The sequence below is a fragment of the Lysinibacillus sp. FSL M8-0337 genome (genome assembly GCF_038593855.1).
Classification (GTDB): domain Bacteria; phylum Bacillota; class Bacilli; order Bacillales_A; family Planococcaceae; genus Lysinibacillus; species Lysinibacillus sphaericus_D.
This window is the reverse complement of sequence record NZ_CP151996.1, coordinates 2,454,566-2,472,748: the sequence shown is the minus strand read 5'-3', so window position 1 is coordinate 2,472,748 and position 18,183 is coordinate 2,454,566. Positions and strand designations below refer to the sequence as shown.

Sequence of the window (18,183 nt, the reverse complement as noted above, 5' to 3'; positions counted from 1 at the left end):
TTGTGTGATTGAAATCAAAAATACCTTCTGCTAGTCTATTTTTATAACTAAAAACTGCTATATATTGGTGCAAATGGCTTTAGTCATTTGCTTAAAAGGGAAATCGGTGAAATTCCGATGCTGTCCCGCAACTGTAAATGGGGAGTTTATACAATAGTCACTGTAGTTGAACTATGGGAAGACGTATAAGCGATGAACCTAAGCCAGGATACCTGCCAATATGTATTTTTTACTTAACACCACGAGGATGGTGATAGTGATTGTTTAAATACCCAATGTATTTATCACTATGTCACCCTCTTGGAAACAAGGGGGTTTTTTTATGTGCTAGTAGCAAGGAAATCATTAATTTCTTCCTATACAAATCCAATTACATAATTAAAGGAGAAATGGAACCATGAACAAATGGAAAGGCATGTGGCTAGTTGTTGCCATTGCGATTATAAGCATTTTAGGAGCTTGTAGTGCGAAAGACAACTCGGAAAGTGCTACACAAAGTGAGCATATCGACCCTGCACAAAGCGAGGCGACAGAAGTAACCATTGACAATAATGGTACTACACAAGTTTATACAGAGGCACCAAAAAAGGCGATTAGTTTAAATCAGCATGTAACGGAAATTATGTTAGCTTTAGGCTTAGAAGATTCAATGGTTGGTACAGCCTATTTAGATGATAAAATTTATGAACCTTTACAAGCTGCCTACGATAAAGTACCAGTAATAGCAGAGCAGTACCCAACAAAAGAACAAGTGATAGATAGTGAAGCCGATTTTTTATACGCTGGATGGAAAAGTGGCTTTAGTGAAAAGGGTGTTGGTACACCAGAAGAATTAGAGACACTTGGTATCCACACATATTTACATCATTCTTCAAGTATAACGAAACCGACGCTAGATGATATTTTTATGGATATTCGCAATATCGCAAAAATTTTCCGTGTTGAAGATCGAGGAGAGGCATTAGTCGATCAAATGACAAAAGATGTTGATGCAGTGCGTGCAAAGTTACCGCAAGGAGAAAAGGAGCTACGTGTGCTTGTCTATGATAGTGGGGATAAGGAAGTCTTTACTGCTGCTCAAAATTTTATGAATGAGCTTGTCACTGTCGCTGGTGGTAAAAACATTTTTGGTGAAGTTGAATCTGGATGGACAACTGTCTCAAAAGAAGATACAGTAGAACGCAACCCGGAGGTAATTGTCGTGATTGATTATGGTTCTCAAAGTGCTGAAGACAAAATACATTTCCTGAAAAATGATCCTGCATTAAAGGAAACAGATGCTGTGCACAATGAGCGTTTTGTTATATTACCGCTTTCAGCTGCTTCAGAAGGGGTTCGTGCGGCAGAGGCTATCAAAATTTTGGCTAAAGGATTCTATCCAGAAAATTTTTAATAACTTTAGAGACTAGCGAGATTTAAGGAGAATAAAAAATGAATGCATTTCGTTCAAATATACCAGAACGTACATTTGAAAAATTAAATATAGATGGTCAATTTACTCGTCTCGCAGTAAGTCCGGGTATTATTAATAAACATTATACACCCGAGCAATTTCAAAAAATAGCAGAAGTCGTAGGGGACAGTGGAGCCATTAAATATTCAGCATCCTATTGTATATTGTTGTCCATTCCTACGCGAACAGTTCAAGACGTTATAAGTGAACTGCAAGAAGTGGGCTTATATATTTCACCATCAGGCTCCATTGTTGCGTTCAAGGCTTGTGATTTTTGTGATGGAGAGCGAATGGAAGTGGCCGAGATTGCAGAACAATTATACATTGAGTTGCAGGGACAAAAGGTGCCATCAACATTGCGGTTAAATGTCAATGGCTGTGCGTCAGCTTGCTATAATGCTGTCTATGATGATATTGGACTTGTCTATCAAAAAGATAGCTTCGATGTTTATTTAGGGGCTATTCCAGTGGGGGCAAAAGCACAGGCGGGGACATTATTTGCTAAAGGCGTTTCGGTGCAAAAAATAGCAAACTTTTTACAGCATATTATTGCGCTTTATCAACAACATGCACGTCCAAATGAGCCTTTCTATAAATTTTATCGCAGAACGAATACCGCCGAATATTGGCAAACAATGCATAATGTGAAATAAAGTAAGGCTATCCATGACATAGTTTGTATGCGATGACCGTATCGCTATCTATAATTATAGATATAGCCTATGGAGCGAAGAGTGGGAAGCAACTTGTAATTAAGTGTTAGATTGACTGATGTCAATTTAACACTTTTTCTTAAATTGGACATATATACCGACAGCTTAGTTGAATAAAACGTATGCCATGTGCTCACGATAAGTCGATTACATTTTAAGGGGATGTAGAAATGTTTAATCGTTTATCAGCACAAAATGGTGTGTTTCGATTACCACCAATACAGCGGAAAAATAATAAGGAGTTAGATGTTGCTATTGCAGATCTTGAAGCAAGAGGATTTCGTTTAGTAAGGCGTGGAATTCAAAATGATAAAAAACGATTCCATTCATCATACAATAAAGTTTGGGCTATTATGGAAAAATTGATGACTTGAAATATAGGGAAAAATAACAAAAAGCTGCTTTGATTTCTCTCAGCAGCCCTATAAGTAGTGAAACACTACGAACTTATATTTTGTCTTTTTCTTGTCTTTCTATACTTAAAATCATGCATAGACATGATGAAAGAGTAACAAACGATTTTTAATGATGGTAACTGTTACGAAAAGAAAAATATAAGAGAAGGTGGTTATTATGGAGGAAAATTTAAACTATGGAGAAGATTATAAATATATTCCTGCTACATCTGTTAGAAGTGGAGTTGGAATAGAAGTATTAGATGATGTATATATGTATACAGTTCAAATTGTCAATATCGTGCTATACGGGTATCCACATACGAATGAATTTGTATTAATTGATGCTGGCATGCCAAAAAGTGCAGAGGAGATTATTTCCGTAGTTGAAGAGCGGTTTGGCGATGATTGTCAGCCTAAAGCAATAATTTTGACACACGGACATTTTGATCATGTTGGAAGTATTATTGAATTAATAAAGCATTGGCATGTACCTGTCTATGCACATCGTTTAGAACTTCCCTATTTAACTGGAAAACAAAACTATCCAAATCCAGACCCTGCTGTTAGCAATGGGTGGGTAGCGAAAATGTCACCTTTTTTTCCACATGAAGCGATTAATTTAGGGGGAAATATAAAAGAAATTCCTGCTGATGGTAGCATTCCTTATATGCCTGGTTTTCGTTGGATTCACACGCCAGGACATACACCAGGACATCTATCTTTATTTAGAGAGGAAGATCGCACACTAATTGTTGGGGATGCTTTTGTTACGGTAAAACAAGAGTCACTTTATAAAGTGCTGACGCAACAAAAAGAGATAAGTGGACCGCCTCAATATTTTACAACTGATTGGTCTGCTGCCAAAGAGTCAGTTGAAAAGTTAGCAGCATTAAAGCCTAATGTAATGATTACTGGTCATGGTTTACCAATGGTTGGTGACGAATTGAGTGAAGCACTGCGAAATTTAGTGAATGATTTCAATCAAATTGCTCTGCCTAAGTATTATCAGAATTAAGTGATAGGTCCCTAAAGCTTAAAGATTTTAGGGGCTTTTATTAGTGCCAAATCATTCATTTCATTTGTACTGAGGTGTAATCGCTGTGACATTAGGGAATAATAACACAAACTATTAGAGAAAGAAGGAATGATTATAAAAAAACATGATGAGAATAATCGTTCAATGCTAAAAAATGGACATCCTTACGCACAGCGAAATGTCTGGTCAGGGTTTCTTTTCGGTATAGGATTAGTAGCATTTATTGATGAAACATTTTTTCACCAACTATTACGCTGGCATCACTTTTACGATAAATCGACAACTGAAATTGGTTTAATATCGGACGGCTTTTTCCACGCATTTAGTTGGTTTGCGACAATTGCAGGTTTATTTTTATTTGCAGATTTACGTCGTAAAAATGGACTAAGGTTTGCAAGATGGCTAGGTGGTGTATTTTTAGGCGCAGGAGGGTTTCAATTATATGATGGTATTATTCAACATAAGTTAATGCGGATACATCAGATAAGGTATGTAGAAAATGTAATAACATATGATTTAATTTGGAATATTCTTGCTGCAATACTACTCATTATAGGGATTTATCTTACTATCCGTACTAAAAACACTTATCACATACCTAAGGTTACATCTTATGAGCGCTAAGCATAGTAATCATATTGCGGAGATGAATCAGTATAGTTTTCTACATGATTCTGTACAACTATTTTTTTTATTGTTATTTAGTATTTTATTAATAATGTATATAAGTGCTGTGGTTATTACGAATCGTCATTATAAAACGTGGCCACTTTATCGCATTGTATGTTTTGTTTTGGGAATAATATTAGCGGTTATTGCCGTTGTTGGGCCTTTAGCAAATCGTGCAATGATGGATTTTACAGCACATATGGTGAGTCATTTACTTTTAGGAATGTTAGCCCCATTGCTTATTGTGATGGCAGCACCTATGACACTTTTACTAAGAACTTTGAGTACTTCATTAGCACGTGCACTTACCAAAATACTAAAAAGCGGACCTCTCCGTATACTTACACATCCAATAGTTGCGATTTTACTAAATATCGGGGGGCTTTGGTTATTATACACGACTAACCTATATGCACTTATGCATGGTAATAGTCTCTTACATTTAGTTGTCCATTTACATGTATTTCTAGCAGGGTATGTATTTACGATTTCCGTACTTTATGTTGATCCTGTGTTTCACAGAAAATCCTTTATTTACAGAGCAATCATTTTAATTATTGCATTGGCAGGACATGGAATATTATCAAAATATATTTATGCACATCCCCCTGAAGGTGTGCCAATCGCACAAGCAGAAATCGGAAGTATGGTTATGTATTATGGTGGAGATGTAATTGATGCGATGATAATTTTCATCCTTTGCTTACAATGGTACAAAGCAGTAAGACCGCGAATAATAGAACCGATGCCAAATAGTAAAAGTTTAGAAAATCAACAAATTGATTCTGTCTAGAAGTGTCTTTACTCACGGAGAATATATTACAGCCCCATCCGAGTAATAATTGTTGATAACGGCGTCTATATGGCTCGAAAAAAAGTGTTAGATTGACTGAAAAAAGGGTGGTCTAACACTTTTATTTTTACTGAAATGTGCGTCATAAAAAGTGCACCCTTTAGTATTGAGAAATTTTAGATTATTTAATAAAATATACATATAATTTGTTGTTCAATAGTATTATAAAGAGTTTTACTATCAACTTAATAAAATTAAATATTGTTCCTGCTGTTTTTTTCTACCATTTGAATTCCACTCTGATTAAAAATAAAACTTATACTTTCACTCTTGCTTTTGGATGTTGAGTCAAAACTTATTTTTTTTGCTGAATAAAATTTGGAAAGGAGCTAAGATTAGATGAAAAGAATTGTTTCTATCTTTGTAACTTTGGTTTTAGTTTCTTCAGTTTTTTTGGGGGGAGGTACAAAAGCTTTTGCAATGTCAGATGAAGAACTTTTAAATGCTGAAGAACAGTTAGGAGCTTACATTTATTATCAAGACAGAAAACCATTTGTTAATATTGAAAAAGTAAAATCAGATGGTTTAGCAGAAGAATACATAGAAATTAGTATGATGGTGAATCACATTAGTAATAGTTATACGAACTATCAAGCAAACAATACAATGAATACTAAAAAAGGGATACCTATTTGGGGAAATTGGTGTGGTCCTGGGCATGGTTCTGGTACGCCACAAGATGTATTAGATAGAGGTTGTCAAATACATGATAAGTGCTATGAAGATAAAGGTTATTTTAGTTGTTCTTGTGATTGGGAGCTTGTCGCTTATATAAATAGAAATTTTCATAGAATGGGACTCAAAGAAAAAATAGCTGCAGCTGCAATAAAATTATATTTTAGTAATACACTATGTAATCCATTGAATTAGGGAATGGTTAAAATGGTGAAAGTTTTAGCTACTAGTATGATTATAATTTCTTTATTACTTTGGGTACCTAATATAGTGTTTCAAAAAGCATCATTTTTCTGGATTTTCACGTTTGTTTTCTCCGCAGTAGGTATTGCCTTATCTGTTTATGTTAAATCAAAAATTTTAATTATTGGGAATATCCTCACATTCTTTAGCTTTTTTATCCTAATGTTTTTAGGTTATCTTTTCGTTTTTTTAACAAAGTAATGGAAGCTTGATTTAAGAAAAAATAGTAGACAAAGGTGAAATAATCGACTTTGTCTACAGCTCTGTGAGTGACTTTACTTAAGTCACTCTTTTTAGTTTAGCTTCTGAATAAAAACAACTTTTAAGTAATTAAATTCAGGATGCTCACGTGGTACACGGAAATCCTTTGGTAAACCATATTCTTCAACGATTTTATAACGAATATTCGTTTCTTTAAACGCTTGATCGATAAAGCCTTTAAACTTTTTCATACCAAAGCTTGCATTATTTGTAGAAGCCACAATAATACCATTTTTTTCAGTAATCTCGATTGCATCTTTTAATAGCTTAGGATAGTCTTTAGCAGTTGAGAACGTAATTTGTTTTGTTCGAGCAAAGCTAGGAGGATCTAATACAACAAGATCAAATTTCAACTGATGGCGTTGCGCATATTTGAAATAATGGAATACATCCATTACTTTAATATCCTGTGCTTCATAGTCAATTTGATTGACACTAAATTGCTCGATAGTTTTGGCTAAACTGCGTTTGGCTACATCGACACTTGTCGTTTTCGTAGCTCCACCTAGTGCCGCTGCTACAGAAAACGCACCTGTATACGAGAATGTGTTTAACACAGTTTTAGCGTTTGAATAGCGTTCACGAATAGCAAATCGTACGTCACGCTGGTCGAGGAAAATACCTGTCATAGCACCATCATTTAAATGGACAGCGTAATTCATACCATTTTCCTTCACGATTAGTGGAAACTCACCAGGTGTGCCCATTACAAAATCGTCTTGTTCGATATATTGTCCTTTACTATCAAAACGCTTTTTCTCATATATCGCTTTAAAGTTTACGGTTTCTGAAAGTGCCTCATAAATGACCTCTTTAAATGAATAAATGCCAGCACTATACCAACTCACCATATAATAGCCATCGAAAAAGTCAATTGTCATACCACCGATGCCATCACCCTCGCCGTTAAAGACACGAAAAGCAGTCGTATCAGGATTATTAAAGAATACTTCACGATTTTGAACGGCCTTTTTAATTTTTTTTGCAAAAAAAGTTTTGTCAATTTCTTCATTAGCATCGGTAGACAACAACCAGCCAATGCCTTTATTTTGGATACCATAATAGCCTGTCCCTATAAAGCGGTTATGAATATCTAACAGACGAAGTAGGGCTCCTTCTTCAGCAGGCAGTTTACGTGTATCAACGGCATCTTTTGAAATTAGCGGATAACCTTTTTTTAATGGTCCTGCAAATTGATTGTTAATTTGTAATGCAATAGTTTGTGTCATGTTGTCATCCTTTAAAAAACATTTTGCTCTATTATCGCATTGTTTAGTGTCATTACACAAACTTATTTCACGAATGTCGCAATTTTTTCGACTGTTTCAATTGTGGCTGCTTCAAAAAATGCCATTTTACTGAAATAACTATGAATCAAACCAGCCATGTGAATATGTTCGACATAAACGCCCGCTTCAGCTAATTTATGAGCGTAAGCAAGTCCTTCATCGTAGAGTACATCTGCTTCAGCTGCAATAATCATTGTTTTGGGAAGAACGCTAAAGTCTTCAATATGCAAAGGGGAGACAAGTGGATTCATAAAATGGTTTGTCTCCGTATATTGCGCTGCAAACCATTGCATCCCTTGTTTATCCAAACCAAAGTGTTCGCCAAAAGCATTATAAGAAGCCGTCGAAAAATCAAGGTTTACAACAGGATAAATCAATGCTTGCGCAGTAATTTTGGGGCCATTAAATGTCGCAGCTAAATAGCTGACAACGGTTGCTAAGTTGCCCCCAGCACTATCCCCAGCTACTGATAATTGACTATTATCACCACCAAAAGTTGCAATGTTATCAAAAACCCACAGTAAGCCATCGTAGGCATCGTGTAAAGGTATTGGGAATGGGTATTCTGGTGCTAAGCGATAATCAATGGATACGACAATGGCATGGGCTTTGTCTGCAAGTAGCCGACAACCAGCATCAGCGGATTCTAAATTGCCGAATACCCAGCCACCACCGTGATAATAAATAATTACGGGTAATTTTTCTGCCTGTTCCGGAATGTAAATACGAATATTAATTTCTTGGCCATCACGCACGCTTATTTTTTTATTTTCTATAGAAGCAAGTTGTGGTGAATGGCCGGATTGCCATGTTGGAACTGTACGTGCGTATCTGGCTTCCTGTGGTGTCATTTCATAATAATGGGGTGTTCTAGCTGTTTCTTGAATATAGCGAATAGCCTCTTTTGTTAAACGTGTCATGATCATCATCCTTTAATCGTTTAAGTATTAATCTTTATTATAAACTATTCTTATAATTTTACTAGGTTTTAGTATCAATTAAGAAAATTATTTTAATAATGAGCAGAATTATTCCGATAGTAAAGTAAAAATATGTTTATAATAGAATGAAGGATATAACTTGGAGGGGAAGTATGATTTCATTAATAGTAGCACATGATCATAACCATGTTATTGGCTATGAAAACGGTATGCCGTGGCATTTACCGGGGGATTTACAATATTTTAAGCAAAAAACGATGGGCAAGCCTATGATTATGGGTCGTAAAACATTTGAATCGATTGGTCGACCTCTACCAGGGCGACGTAATATTGTCGTTACACGTGATGCAAATTATCGTGCGGATGGAATAGAGACGGCGACAAGTATTGAGGAAGCTCTTGCATTAGCAGGGGACGTTCCTGAAATCATGATTATTGGCGGTGAACAAATTTTTAGACTATCTATGGAGCTAACGGATCTCATATACATTACAAAAATTAATCATTCTTTTAAAGGGGATACATTTTTCCCAACATATGAAGATGATTTTGTTTTAGTTTCGTCACAAGAACCAGAAACAGCACCTGAAGGTTACACATTTCAATATCAAATTTATGAACGCAGACAATGACAGTTAGTAGGATTTAGCAGCAAACAAAAGTTTTCCAACTTGCATAAAACGCACGGTGTGAGCTTTTTTATTAGAATTCAAGTTATAAGCTGAAACTATTATTAATAGTTAATTCTAATTTAATATCACACATTATATATAGAAATTAAAGGGATAGAAGAGCTTAAATAAATTCGCTCTATCTATCCTCTTTTTTAACACAGATGCCCCTATTTACTACAACATTAAATCAATCTAATGTTGCAGTAATTTAAAAGGAGCTTATATCAATTATTAATTGTACATTAAAGCCTAATTCTTAAACTTCTATGTAATAATATAGGTTGTTTTCTAAAAGATTGTTGCTATTCAACTAACGATGCAGGTTAGTTGAATAGTGTTGTTAACTCTCACATAACAACTTGTCTATATTTTTCCATTAATGGTATTATTGTTGGTTTCGCAAATACGATGAAGTACAATTAAATATGTGGGAAATTCAAACCGCATTTAAAGAAAAACATACGCAGGGAGGATATAATGATTAAGAAAAAATTTCTAGAGATGATTGAACAGTCAAATATTGCAAATCATAAAGAGTTTTTATCTCAAGTATTGAGGCCAGCAATTGATATACTTAGGCATACAGATGCCGAACCACAATTGGGCTGTAGTCGTTTTGGAGGAGCACCTGATTTACCAGTTGGTAGCGAATGGCCAACGTATGAGAAGAAGCCTTATCGCTTCCTTGGCCAGATCAATTTCGCAGAAATCGCTTCAACTGAAAGAGGTCTGCCATCGAAAGGACTCCTAAGTCTCTTTGTAGCAGATGATTATGATAATGAAGATGATGGTTATCTAGAGGCGTTTGAGGACGGATATATTCATGGTATCTATATTCCCGAAACAACGAATCTTGAGACGATGATGCCACCCCATTCAGATATTGGCAAGACCACAGTGCTTGAGTTTCTCCCGACTATTGATATTCCTTATGACGAATACCAGTTGAAGGACTGGCCTTTCGATGATGCACAGAGCGACATATACACCGAAATCCGGGATTCTCTACATAAAAGTTCGGACTATCTTCTAGGCTACCCTTCGCATTCTACACTAGCATATGATCCAACGCCTGGAGCAGAATGGATCTCACTTTTAACCGTTGATTCGGATGAGAGTCTTGAGTGGTGTTGGCATGACGGCGATAAATTAATGATATTTATTGAAATAGAACGACTGAAAAACTTGGACTTTAGTAGGCTAAAGTCAGATGCAGGCTAAAGAGCAATTGGGAAAAAGGAATTTGTGAAACATTTCACTTGTGTAACGGGGTGCTTTAGTTGAAGAAGAGACAGCAATCGCTGTCTCTTTTTACTCCTTAAATGATTCAAAATGAGCTTTAACCCATTTATTTTCGTTTTCTGAAATATACTGTTCAGCAAGAATTAGTCTTTGTGCAAGTTCTTGCTTTGATAGTTTCATATACTTCCTATGAAGATTGTCAAGATTACGATTGGGTTTAAGCATTTGGAAACTAACGTCAGATTCAAGTTGTTTGTTTTAATTCCTTTGTTATTTTCTCTCTGTTTAAAGGTTTTACTATGTTGCTTGTAATATTCATACAACTCTTCATTTGACCGTATTGTATTTTCGTGAATCCCTTAACTTCAGTATCGACTTCTTTAGACCATTGAGCAACATTGGCAAAAGAGACAGGTATACCCTTGTTTATTAACCAATCAATTGTTTCTTTGCCTATTCGTATCTCCCAGTCACTAAGTCTTTTATGATTTTCGGTTAGCCAAGGCCGTTTATTTTTTGAATTGAATGTCGGGGTCATAGTCTTCTTCTTTTCTATACTGTTCAATCAACTCAATTTCTTTCAGTTCAGTACGAGCGTGTTGACTTCAGGTTTTATAGTACCTTTCTGTTCAAACTCACTAACTGGAATCATTTTATTAAGTTTCAATAAATCAGATTCAATAACTCTCCAACCTTCTTTATCGCTATTTCTATATGCGTTAGGGAATTTGCCTGACCGTATCCAACGTTTAATAGTTTCTTCGTGCTTATCTAATAAGTCAGCCACTTCTTTTACTTTATATTCTTTCAAGCTATTGCCTCCAAACAGAATGTACGTTTCGGGAATATTCGTTCTGTTTTACCACAACATTTAATTACTGTAAATATTTACTTATAAAGGGTAGAGGTGTTGATAAACGAGGTCTTTAGAGGTCTAACAAACAAAAAAGTACACCACTATATTATGAGTGATGTACTAATTATTTAATATAATGTGTGACATTAAAGACAACCTCTTGATATTACTGTTTAATAATACATTCACTTAACTTGAATTTTACAGAGTAACACCGTGCGTTGTCTTTTATATTCGATGTGGATGCATTAATTTATAAATACAGATACACACAAGCATACATTGAACCACATCCAGCTAACACAAACAGATGCCAAATTGCATGATTATAAGGCAGTGAGCGCCACGCGTAAAAGATAGCACCAATTGTATAGAACAAACCACCAGCTAATAAATAAGCAAAGCCATGACTCCCTAAGAACAGATAGATTGGCTTTATGGCAAACATAATAAGCCAGCCCATACCAATGTAAAAAACAAGAGATAGGATATCAAAACGATGAATAAAAAAGCATTTAAATAGCACACCAAGTAAGGCAAGCGTCCATATGATACATAATAGTGTTATTCCTAATGTACCCCCAAGTGCGATTAATAAAAATGGTGTGTAGGTCCCAGCAATTAAAATATAAATGGCGGAATGGTCAAGGATAGCAAAAAAATATTTATATTTTTCAGGCAGACTATGGAGTAAGGTAGACATCATAAACAAGATAATGACAGATGCACCGAAAATACTAAAAGTCGTAATATAAAGTGCTCGCCCGTTGTGGACAGCGGTTAATAGTAACAGCACAAGCGCTGGAATACTTGCGAGCAACCTACGCCGTGGGTGATGGCATTCCACAATTCTTCCTTCCGTGTTTTATAGTCAAATGAATTTATCATCGTACACCCTCCCGTCGTTATATGTTTACAATAGCCCATTCATTTGACTGTTTCTATGTATGTTTGTCATATATTTACTTATTTAAAATGTCATGTCGATTTATAGAGGAAAATGTTAGACAAATTTAATGAAAAAAGGCTATAGTATCCAAGGTAGTGTACATGAAACAGACTTGGAATAGACAAGTCAGATGACAAATGTCATGTTTACATATGGAAACATTAGTCTATATAATAATTTCAATGAAGTAAAAGGATGTGTCGAAGTGGGACGAATTCATATTGTAACGGACTCAACTTGTGATTTAACAAAAGAAGAAGTAATGCAACACGGTATACATATTGTGCCGTTAACCATTCAAATTGATGGGAAAACGTATATAGATGGAGTGGATTTAGAGCCACAAACTTTTTTAGGTTTAATGAAAAATGCGAAAGATTTGCCGAAAAGTTCTCAACCTGCACCAGGGAAATTTAAAGAATTGTACGACGAGCTTGGAAAAGATGGGGATCAAATACTTTCCATTCATATGACAGGTGGCATGAGTGGAACAGTCGAATCAGCTCGACAGGCGGCACAAATGACAGATGCAGATGTAACTGTCATTGATTCTCGCTTTATTGCAATAGGGCTTGCGATACAATTACGAGAGGCCATTAAAATGCGCGATGCAGGAGCGACTGTGCAAGAAATCGTCGCACGTTTAGACAAAGTACGTGAATATACTCATTTATATGTGATTGTTGATACACTTGAAAATTTAATTAAGGGCGGTCGAATTGGTAAAGGAACAGGCTTTATCGGTTCTTTACTCAACATAAAAGTAATTGCGAACTTAGAAGGTGGCGCATATAATCCTGTGTCAAAAGTTCGTAGTCACAAACAGGTTGTCAATTACTTATTCAAGCAATTCCAAGCGGATACTGCTGGTAAAACAGTAAAAGCTGTAGGAATTTCACATGCTGATGGCTTAACAACAATGGGCGGTCCATTAAAAGAGTTAGTTGAAGGAACAGGCTTTGATGAGGTAGAAATTGCTTTTACCTCTCCAATTATTTCTACACATACCGGTCCAGGTGCAATTGGTTTTATTTATTTTGCCGAATAATCGATAAGAGCTGCTACATAAGTAATTGTAGTAGCTTTTTACTGTTCTTAGTCAGCTTGGAAAATGGTTAACAAGTATTGAGATGAATATGCTTAGATTTTTCTTGATAAATTGGAGCATCGTCACTTTTCTTTGTAGTGACAACTATCTATAATAGAACTAACAGCAAATGATGGAAGGTGGTCAAATGGGCATCTGGCGAATTATTTTGTCATGTTTGACCGTCTTAATACTAAGTGGTTGTGCAATATCAATAGATGAACCGAGTCCGCAGGCTGACGATGAAAATGAACAGTCAGGGACGGAGCAAGATATGAGACAGGATGAGCAACAAGCAGAGGAAGAGGCAAAGCACTCTAGTAATGTATTGACGCAAATTTTTGAACATTTTTTTGAGCCTACACCAGAGGATTTACGGCAAATTGATGATGACAACGCAAAACAACTACATTACTTGGCACTTGGAGATTCATTAACAGACGGTGTCGGGGATGAGTATGGTCAAGACGGTTATGTTGGAAGATTAGCAGATTCAATGTTAGCTTGGACTTCGATATCAGAAGTTAAGGTTGAAAATCGGGGAAAAAGAGGGAGACGTAGCGATCAGCTATTAAAATTATTAAAAAAAGGGCATTATGATGAAGAGTTACAACAAGCACAGTTTATTTCATTAACAATGGGTGGCAATGATGTAATGAAAGTAGTCAAAAAAGACCTGTTTAACTTGAAAAGAGATGCCTTTGATAAGGAATTATTAACCTATGAGAATCGTTACAGTAAAATAATTGACAATATACGTGCAAAAAATCCAACTGTACCATTATTACTTATTGGGTTTTATAATCCCTTTTCAATTGTCACAAATGAGGCCAACGAATTTGATACGATTATTACAGAATGGAATAGCGTTATCAAAAAAATAGCAAGTAAGGATTCAAACGCTTGTTATGTCTCTGTAGAAGACTTGTTTGATTCAAATGAAGAACTGGTCTATCACACGGATTTTTTTCACCCCAATGCAAAGGGATATGATAAAATGACGGAGCGAATTTTAGCAGCAATGGAGCAATGTAAAATGGAACAAAAAATTAATAAGGAAATAGGCTTCGGGGAGTGAAAAAATGAATAAATGGAAATTCGCATTTTTTGCGTTAGCAGGTATGGTTATTTTTTCAATTCTCCTCGTCGTTTATTTAGCAACGAAGCCAGTTGAAGGATTTGAATTAGCGAAGAGTGCAGACAGTGAAGAAAACGTAACAGGTAATGTTCTTGTAGTCCAAACAACTACGAAAGAGTTAGAGTCAATTACCAAAAAATATTTAAAGGACACAGCTAAAGGCTCACCATTGCCATTGGATTTTACCATTGGAGATGATATTGAATTACGAAGTAAATTAACTGTTTTTTATACAGAAATTCCGATTTCAATGAATTTTGACCCGATCGTTGATGAAAAAGGCAATATTATTTTAAAGCAAACAGGGATGAATGTAGGGCTTTTAAACATTCCGCCGGAGACGACCATGAAAATTATGCGAGATTCGGTGGATTTCCCTTCATGGATTACAGTCAATCCAAATAAAGCTGAAATTTATATTGATTTATCGCGAGTAAATATTGCGTCAGGTTCGAGGGTTCGTGCGAAGGAATTAGACTTACCGAACGATAAGATTTTATTGGAAATTATCGTCCCAGGAAAATAAGGAGTGAAAATAAATGGCAATACAAAATGCGACATTTGCAGGCGGCTGTTTTTGGTGTATGGTCAAGCCATTCGATGAAACACCTGGCATTAAAGCTGTAGTTTCTGGTTACACTGGTGGACATGTTGAAAATCCAAGCTATGAACAAGTCTGTTCGGAAACAACAGGTCATGTAGAAGCGGTTCAAATTACATTTGATGATGACGTCTATTCATACAAGCAATTATTAGCTACATTTTGGACATTAATTGACCCAACGGATGCTGGTGGGCAATTTTTTGATCGTGGACAATCCTATACAACGGCCATTTTTTACCATGATGAAGAGCAGCGTGAATTAGCTGAACGTTCAAAGGCTGATTTAGAAGCTTCTGGAAAGTTTGATAAGCCAATTGCTGTAAAAATTTTACCTGCAAGCACATTTTATGCTGCGGAGGACTACCATCAATATTATTATAAAAAGAATCCAATGCACTACGAACGTTATGCAGTCGGTTCTGGTCGCAAAGCATTTCAGGAACAACATTGGGGGCATAAAAGATGAATAAAGAGCAACGTTTAAAAGAACTAACAGATATGCAATACTATGTAACGCAAGAAAATGGGACTGAGCCACCGTTTCATAATGAATATGATCAACATTTTGAAGAAGGAATTTATGTCGATATTGTTTCAGGAAAGCCACTCTTTAGCTCCCACGATAAATTCAATTCTGGCTGTGGATGGCCAGCATTCGCAAAACCAATTGCACAAGAGCATGTGACGGAGCATTTTGATACTTCCCATGGAATGCGTCGTGTAGAGGTAAGAAGTAAAGAAGCTGATTCTCATCTAGGACATGTCTTCCCAGACGGTCCACAAGAGTTGGGTGGTTTGCGCTACTGTATCAATTCTGCATCACTTCGTTTTATTCCAAAAGCGGATTTAGAACAAGAAGGCTACGCTGAATATAGCGCTTTATTTAAGTAATAATCAAACGCCTAGTACGCTTAATTCGTACAGGCGTTTTTATTATTGGAAAAAAGAGAGGGTGGGATATAACTAAATAATTAAAAATAGAGGAAGGTATTCGTAAATTTTCGCTATTCTTGGAGAACTAAGCTATTCTTGCTTTTGTAAAAAATAAATTCATGGTTAGAGAAGGGAAGCGCCTCCTGCATAGAACGCATAAAGACGTCAGACGCGGGCATGCCCATTAGGGAAGATTGTGGTCTGACTGTGCTGAGCGAAAAGTGCCACCTGTGGTGGACACCAATGATTTAGCAAAAAAGTGTTAGATTGATTGCAGTCAATCTAACACTTTTTCTCTTGTGTCCTAGTCTCATTTTTAAATTTTAAACGCACCTACAACACTACGTAAACTATCAGCTTGATGTGCCAGCTCGGTTGCCGCCGCGTTAATTTCTTGCATGGATGCAGATCCTTGGGTAGCTGCAGCAGCAGACATCACGGTATTGGATGCTGTTTGTTCAGCATAAGCGTTAATATGCACAAAATCACTTGCTACAGCGTTACTATAATCAAGCGTATGGGCTATTTTATCAACCATTGTGGCAATAATGGCAGTTGTTTCTTTTGTTTGCGTTAAAATGTTGGACAATGATTGGTTTGTTTCATTTGTCACCTCAACGCCTCGAATAACCGTTGTGACACCTTTGTGATTTTGTGTAATAATTGATGCCACTTCATCTTGAATAGAATTTACAATGGCTGTTACTTCTTTAGCCGCAGTTTGTGATTGCTCAGCGAGCTTGCGTACTTCATCTGCTACGACAGCAAAGCCACGACCATGCTCTCCAGCACGTGCTGCTTCAATTGCCGCATTTAATGCAAGTAAATTTGTTTGCTCAGAGATTGCTGTAATCGTACCGATAATGGAGGTTATATCTGCAGATTTGCGGCCAAGTGCCTCAACGGTTGTGGAGGTAGAAGCTATCGTTTCTTCAATTGACTGCATGACTAATGTAGATTGAAGTACTGAACGACTTCCTTCATCTGCTGCTTGTTGCATGGCGACAGAAGCGCGTTGTACGGCATTGGCTTGCTCATTCAACTGATGCATAGAATGGTCTAAATCACTCATTTTTTGTTGAGCACTATTCATGCTATTGATGGTATTCTCACTATCACTTGCGATATCTGCACTTGCATCTGCAATATTTTGAATTGTACGTGCATTTTCATCAGCTAGCGTCATGAGCTCTCGGCTACTATTTGATACATGATCAGCAAGTTCACTGACGCGTTTAATAAGGTTTGAAATAGACAAAATAAGCGTATTCGTCGAGTTAGCAATTGTAGAAAATTCATCGTGATTACGCACATGCACGCGCCTTGTTAAATCACCACCCGCTTGCGCAATATCTAAGATGGAATGGTTAATCGCACGTGTATTATTTTTTAATGATTTAAATAACATATAGCCAAAAATGATAATGGCAATAAGACTGATAATCGAAAAAATAAAGAAATAGGTGTTGGATACAGTTACCTGTTTATTCAATTTATTCAGTTTTGTTTTGTTCGATTCGTCCATTACTAAATTAATGGCATCAATATTATTATCAATATGCAATTTCATTGATTCGCCAGTGCCCTCAATCATGAGCTTCCTTGCTTGTTCAAGACCAAGTTCATCTCGCATTGTCATCACCTTTTTTGAGTATTGGAGATAGTTTTTATAATACTGGCTGATTGCTTGTATATGTCCAAGTTCCACTTCGCGGTCTGCAAATTTTTCTTGTAAAGCCGCTATTTTTTTATTAATAGAATCAATCTTCATTTTATAAGAAGTGGAATAACTACCATTGCCGGTAATTAGGTAAGCTTGTTCGAGGTTGGTTAATCTAGCAATTTCATAGGCAAGCTGATTTACTGTAAGCTGCTCTTGTACATTCTTCTCAGTAAAATCCTCCATTTGTTGTTGAAGATTCGTAATATTGATGTAAGACAATATACCCATTGCTGCATTAATAAAAATAAGCAAAGTAAAAATGATAAGTACTTTTCCTCGAATCAAATGATAAAAACGTTGTCGTTTTTCTGTAGTAGGAGGGAGATTGTGCCTACTAGCTTTAGAATCCATAGCTTTCTTTTTTCTGAAAAAATTAGAATCTAAGAGAGAAGGGCGGTTTCTCTTAGGTTTACTAGCTTGATTCTTGTTTTTCATCGCCATCACCT

Annotated in this window: 18 protein-coding genes, 1 pseudogene and 1 riboswitch; of the genes and pseudogenes, 14 read left to right on the top strand and 5 right to left on the bottom strand. The window is 36.2% G+C overall.

From position 1 onward, the window contains the following. Nucleotides 1–48: 48 nt before the first annotated feature. Nucleotides 49–235: riboswitch (cobalamin riboswitch) on the top strand. Between the two features lie 162 nt (nt 236–397). The 7 genes from MKY08_RS11690 (at nt 398) to MKY08_RS11660 (ending at nt 5,992) form a co-directional block, all read left to right on the top strand. Then, nucleotides 398–1,393, top strand: coding sequence for an ABC transporter substrate-binding protein (locus MKY08_RS11690; RefSeq protein WP_069512389.1), 996 nt, complete (start codon nt 398–400; stop codon nt 1,391–1,393). Nucleotides 1,394–1,431: 38 nt separating this feature from the next. Further along, complete coding sequence (locus MKY08_RS11685; protein WP_069512391.1) at nt 1,432–2,106, top strand: precorrin-3B methylase; 675 nt, start codon at nt 1,432–1,434, stop codon at nt 2,104–2,106. A gap of 230 nt (nt 2,107–2,336) precedes the next feature. Further along, nucleotides 2,337–2,540: a hypothetical protein gene (locus MKY08_RS11680; RefSeq protein WP_069512392.1), complete on the top strand. Its 204-nt coding sequence runs from the start codon at nt 2,337–2,339 to the stop codon at nt 2,538–2,540. Between the two features lie 199 nt (nt 2,541–2,739). Continuing rightward, on the top strand, nt 2,740–3,579 hold the full coding sequence (locus MKY08_RS11675) for an MBL fold metallo-hydrolase (protein ID WP_069512394.1): 840 nt from the start codon (nt 2,740–2,742) through the stop codon (nt 3,577–3,579). A gap of 165 nt (nt 3,580–3,744) precedes the next feature. Continuing rightward, nucleotides 3,745–4,224 (top strand): DUF2243 domain-containing protein, encoded by a 480-nt coding sequence (locus MKY08_RS11670; RefSeq protein ID WP_069512769.1) that lies wholly within the window; start codon nt 3,745–3,747, stop codon nt 4,222–4,224. Between the two features lie 22 nt (nt 4,225–4,246). Continuing rightward, complete coding sequence (locus MKY08_RS11665; RefSeq protein WP_069512770.1) at nt 4,247–5,062, top strand: cytochrome c oxidase assembly protein; 816 nt, start codon at nt 4,247–4,249, stop codon at nt 5,060–5,062. A 399-nt stretch (nt 5,063–5,461) separates the two neighbouring features. Next, nucleotides 5,462–5,992, top strand: a complete 531-nt coding sequence (locus MKY08_RS11660; protein ID WP_256093187.1) for a phospholipase A2 family protein — start codon at nt 5,462–5,464, stop codon at nt 5,990–5,992. A gap of 341 nt (nt 5,993–6,333) precedes the next feature. Here the strand turns inward: MKY08_RS11660 and MKY08_RS11655 are convergent, their stop codons facing one another. Both MKY08_RS11655 and MKY08_RS11650 read right to left on the bottom strand, forming a co-directional pair. Then, nucleotides 6,334–7,530, bottom strand: coding sequence for a class I SAM-dependent rRNA methyltransferase (locus MKY08_RS11655; protein ID WP_069512398.1), 1,197 nt, complete (start codon nt 7,528–7,530; stop codon nt 6,334–6,336). 62 nt (nt 7,531–7,592) lie between these two features. Then, on the bottom strand, nt 7,593–8,510 hold the full coding sequence (locus tag MKY08_RS11650) for an alpha/beta hydrolase (protein WP_069512400.1): 918 nt from the start codon (nt 8,508–8,510) through the stop codon (nt 7,593–7,595). 173 nt (nt 8,511–8,683) lie between these two features. Here MKY08_RS11650 and MKY08_RS11645 point away from each other — a divergent pair, with 173 nt between their 5' ends. Together MKY08_RS11645 and MKY08_RS11640 are read left to right on the top strand one after the other, a co-directional pair. Then, nucleotides 8,684–9,163 carry a dihydrofolate reductase gene (locus tag MKY08_RS11645; protein WP_069512402.1) on the top strand — a complete coding sequence of 160 codons (480 nt, stop codon included), beginning with the start codon at nt 8,684–8,686 and terminating at the stop codon, nt 9,161–9,163. A 519-nt stretch (nt 9,164–9,682) separates the two neighbouring features. Next, a complete protein-coding gene (locus MKY08_RS11640; RefSeq protein ID WP_069512404.1) occupies nt 9,683–10,426 on the top strand; it encodes a YwqG family protein in 744 nt (247 codons plus the stop codon). A gap of 601 nt (nt 10,427–11,027) precedes the next feature. On the opposite strand, the gene MKY08_RS11635 is transcribed toward MKY08_RS11640, so the two are convergent. Then, on the bottom strand, nt 11,028–11,258 hold the full coding sequence (locus MKY08_RS11635) for a helix-turn-helix domain-containing protein (RefSeq protein ID WP_069512406.1): 231 nt from the start codon (nt 11,256–11,258) through the stop codon (nt 11,028–11,030). 298 nt (nt 11,259–11,556) lie between these two features. After that, nucleotides 11,557–12,191, bottom strand: a pseudogene (locus MKY08_RS11630) (hemolysin III family protein). 266 nt (nt 12,192–12,457) lie between these two features. Here MKY08_RS11630 and MKY08_RS11625 point away from each other — a divergent pair. The 5 genes from MKY08_RS11625 (at nt 12,458) to msrB (ending at nt 15,972) form a co-directional block, all read left to right on the top strand. Further along, nucleotides 12,458–13,300: a DegV family protein gene (locus tag MKY08_RS11625; RefSeq protein ID WP_069512408.1), complete on the top strand. Its 843-nt coding sequence runs from the start codon at nt 12,458–12,460 to the stop codon at nt 13,298–13,300. Nucleotides 13,301–13,487: 187 nt separating this feature from the next. Further along, nucleotides 13,488–14,417: a GDSL-type esterase/lipase family protein gene (locus MKY08_RS11620; RefSeq protein ID WP_256093188.1), complete on the top strand. Its 930-nt coding sequence runs from the start codon at nt 13,488–13,490 to the stop codon at nt 14,415–14,417. A gap of 4 nt (nt 14,418–14,421) precedes the next feature. Beyond that, complete coding sequence (locus tag MKY08_RS11615; RefSeq protein WP_024364120.1) at nt 14,422–15,003, top strand: YpmS family protein; 582 nt, start codon at nt 14,422–14,424, stop codon at nt 15,001–15,003. Nucleotides 15,004–15,016: 13 nt separating this feature from the next. Then, nucleotides 15,017–15,547: a peptide-methionine (S)-S-oxide reductase MsrA gene (gene msrA, locus MKY08_RS11610; protein ID WP_069512410.1), complete on the top strand. Its 531-nt coding sequence runs from the start codon at nt 15,017–15,019 to the stop codon at nt 15,545–15,547. Beyond that, nucleotides 15,544–15,972, top strand: a complete 429-nt coding sequence (msrB, locus tag MKY08_RS11605; RefSeq protein WP_069512412.1) for a peptide-methionine (R)-S-oxide reductase MsrB — start codon at nt 15,544–15,546, stop codon at nt 15,970–15,972. The genes msrA and msrB overlap by 4 nt, the downstream gene beginning before the upstream one ends. A 358-nt stretch (nt 15,973–16,330) precedes the next feature. Here the strand turns inward: msrB and MKY08_RS11600 are convergent, their stop codons facing one another. Further along, the gene (locus tag MKY08_RS11600) at nt 16,331–18,172 is read right to left on the bottom strand and encodes a methyl-accepting chemotaxis protein (protein WP_069512414.1); all 1,842 of its coding nucleotides are present in this window, start codon (nt 18,170–18,172) and stop codon (nt 16,331–16,333) included. Between the last annotated feature and the right edge of the window lie 11 nt (nt 18,173–18,183).

Coding starts and splice junctions, on each gene's coding strand:
- MKY08_RS11685 (WP_069512391.1), top strand. CDS start 1,432: ATGAATGCATTTCGTTCAAATATACCAGAACGTACATTTGAAAAATTA.
- MKY08_RS11615 (WP_024364120.1), top strand. CDS start 14,422: ATGAATAAATGGAAATTCGCATTTTTTGCGTTAGCAGGTATGGTTATT.
- MKY08_RS11600 (WP_069512414.1), bottom strand. CDS start 18,172: ATGAAAAACAAGAATCAAGCTAGTAAACCTAAGAGAAACCGCCCTTCT.
- MKY08_RS11620 (WP_256093188.1), top strand. CDS start 13,488: ATGGGCATCTGGCGAATTATTTTGTCATGTTTGACCGTCTTAATACTA.
- MKY08_RS11640 (WP_069512404.1), top strand. CDS start 9,683: ATGATTAAGAAAAAATTTCTAGAGATGATTGAACAGTCAAATATTGCA.
- MKY08_RS11655 (WP_069512398.1), bottom strand. CDS start 7,530: ATGACACAAACTATTGCATTACAAATTAACAATCAATTTGCAGGACCA.
- MKY08_RS11690 (WP_069512389.1), top strand. CDS start 398: ATGAACAAATGGAAAGGCATGTGGCTAGTTGTTGCCATTGCGATTATA.
- MKY08_RS11645 (WP_069512402.1), top strand. CDS start 8,684: ATGATTTCATTAATAGTAGCACATGATCATAACCATGTTATTGGCTAT.
- MKY08_RS11680 (WP_069512392.1), top strand. CDS start 2,337: ATGTTTAATCGTTTATCAGCACAAAATGGTGTGTTTCGATTACCACCA.
- MKY08_RS11670 (WP_069512769.1), top strand. CDS start 3,745: ATGCTAAAAAATGGACATCCTTACGCACAGCGAAATGTCTGGTCAGGG.
- MKY08_RS11650 (WP_069512400.1), bottom strand. CDS start 8,510: ATGACACGTTTAACAAAAGAGGCTATTCGCTATATTCAAGAAACAGCT.
- MKY08_RS11665 (WP_069512770.1), top strand. CDS start 4,247: ATGAATCAGTATAGTTTTCTACATGATTCTGTACAACTATTTTTTTTA.
- msrA (WP_069512410.1), top strand. CDS start 15,017: ATGGCAATACAAAATGCGACATTTGCAGGCGGCTGTTTTTGGTGTATG.
- msrB (WP_069512412.1), top strand. CDS start 15,544: ATGAATAAAGAGCAACGTTTAAAAGAACTAACAGATATGCAATACTAT.
- MKY08_RS11675 (WP_069512394.1), top strand. CDS start 2,740: ATGGAGGAAAATTTAAACTATGGAGAAGATTATAAATATATTCCTGCT.
- MKY08_RS11660 (WP_256093187.1), top strand. CDS start 5,462: ATGAAAAGAATTGTTTCTATCTTTGTAACTTTGGTTTTAGTTTCTTCA.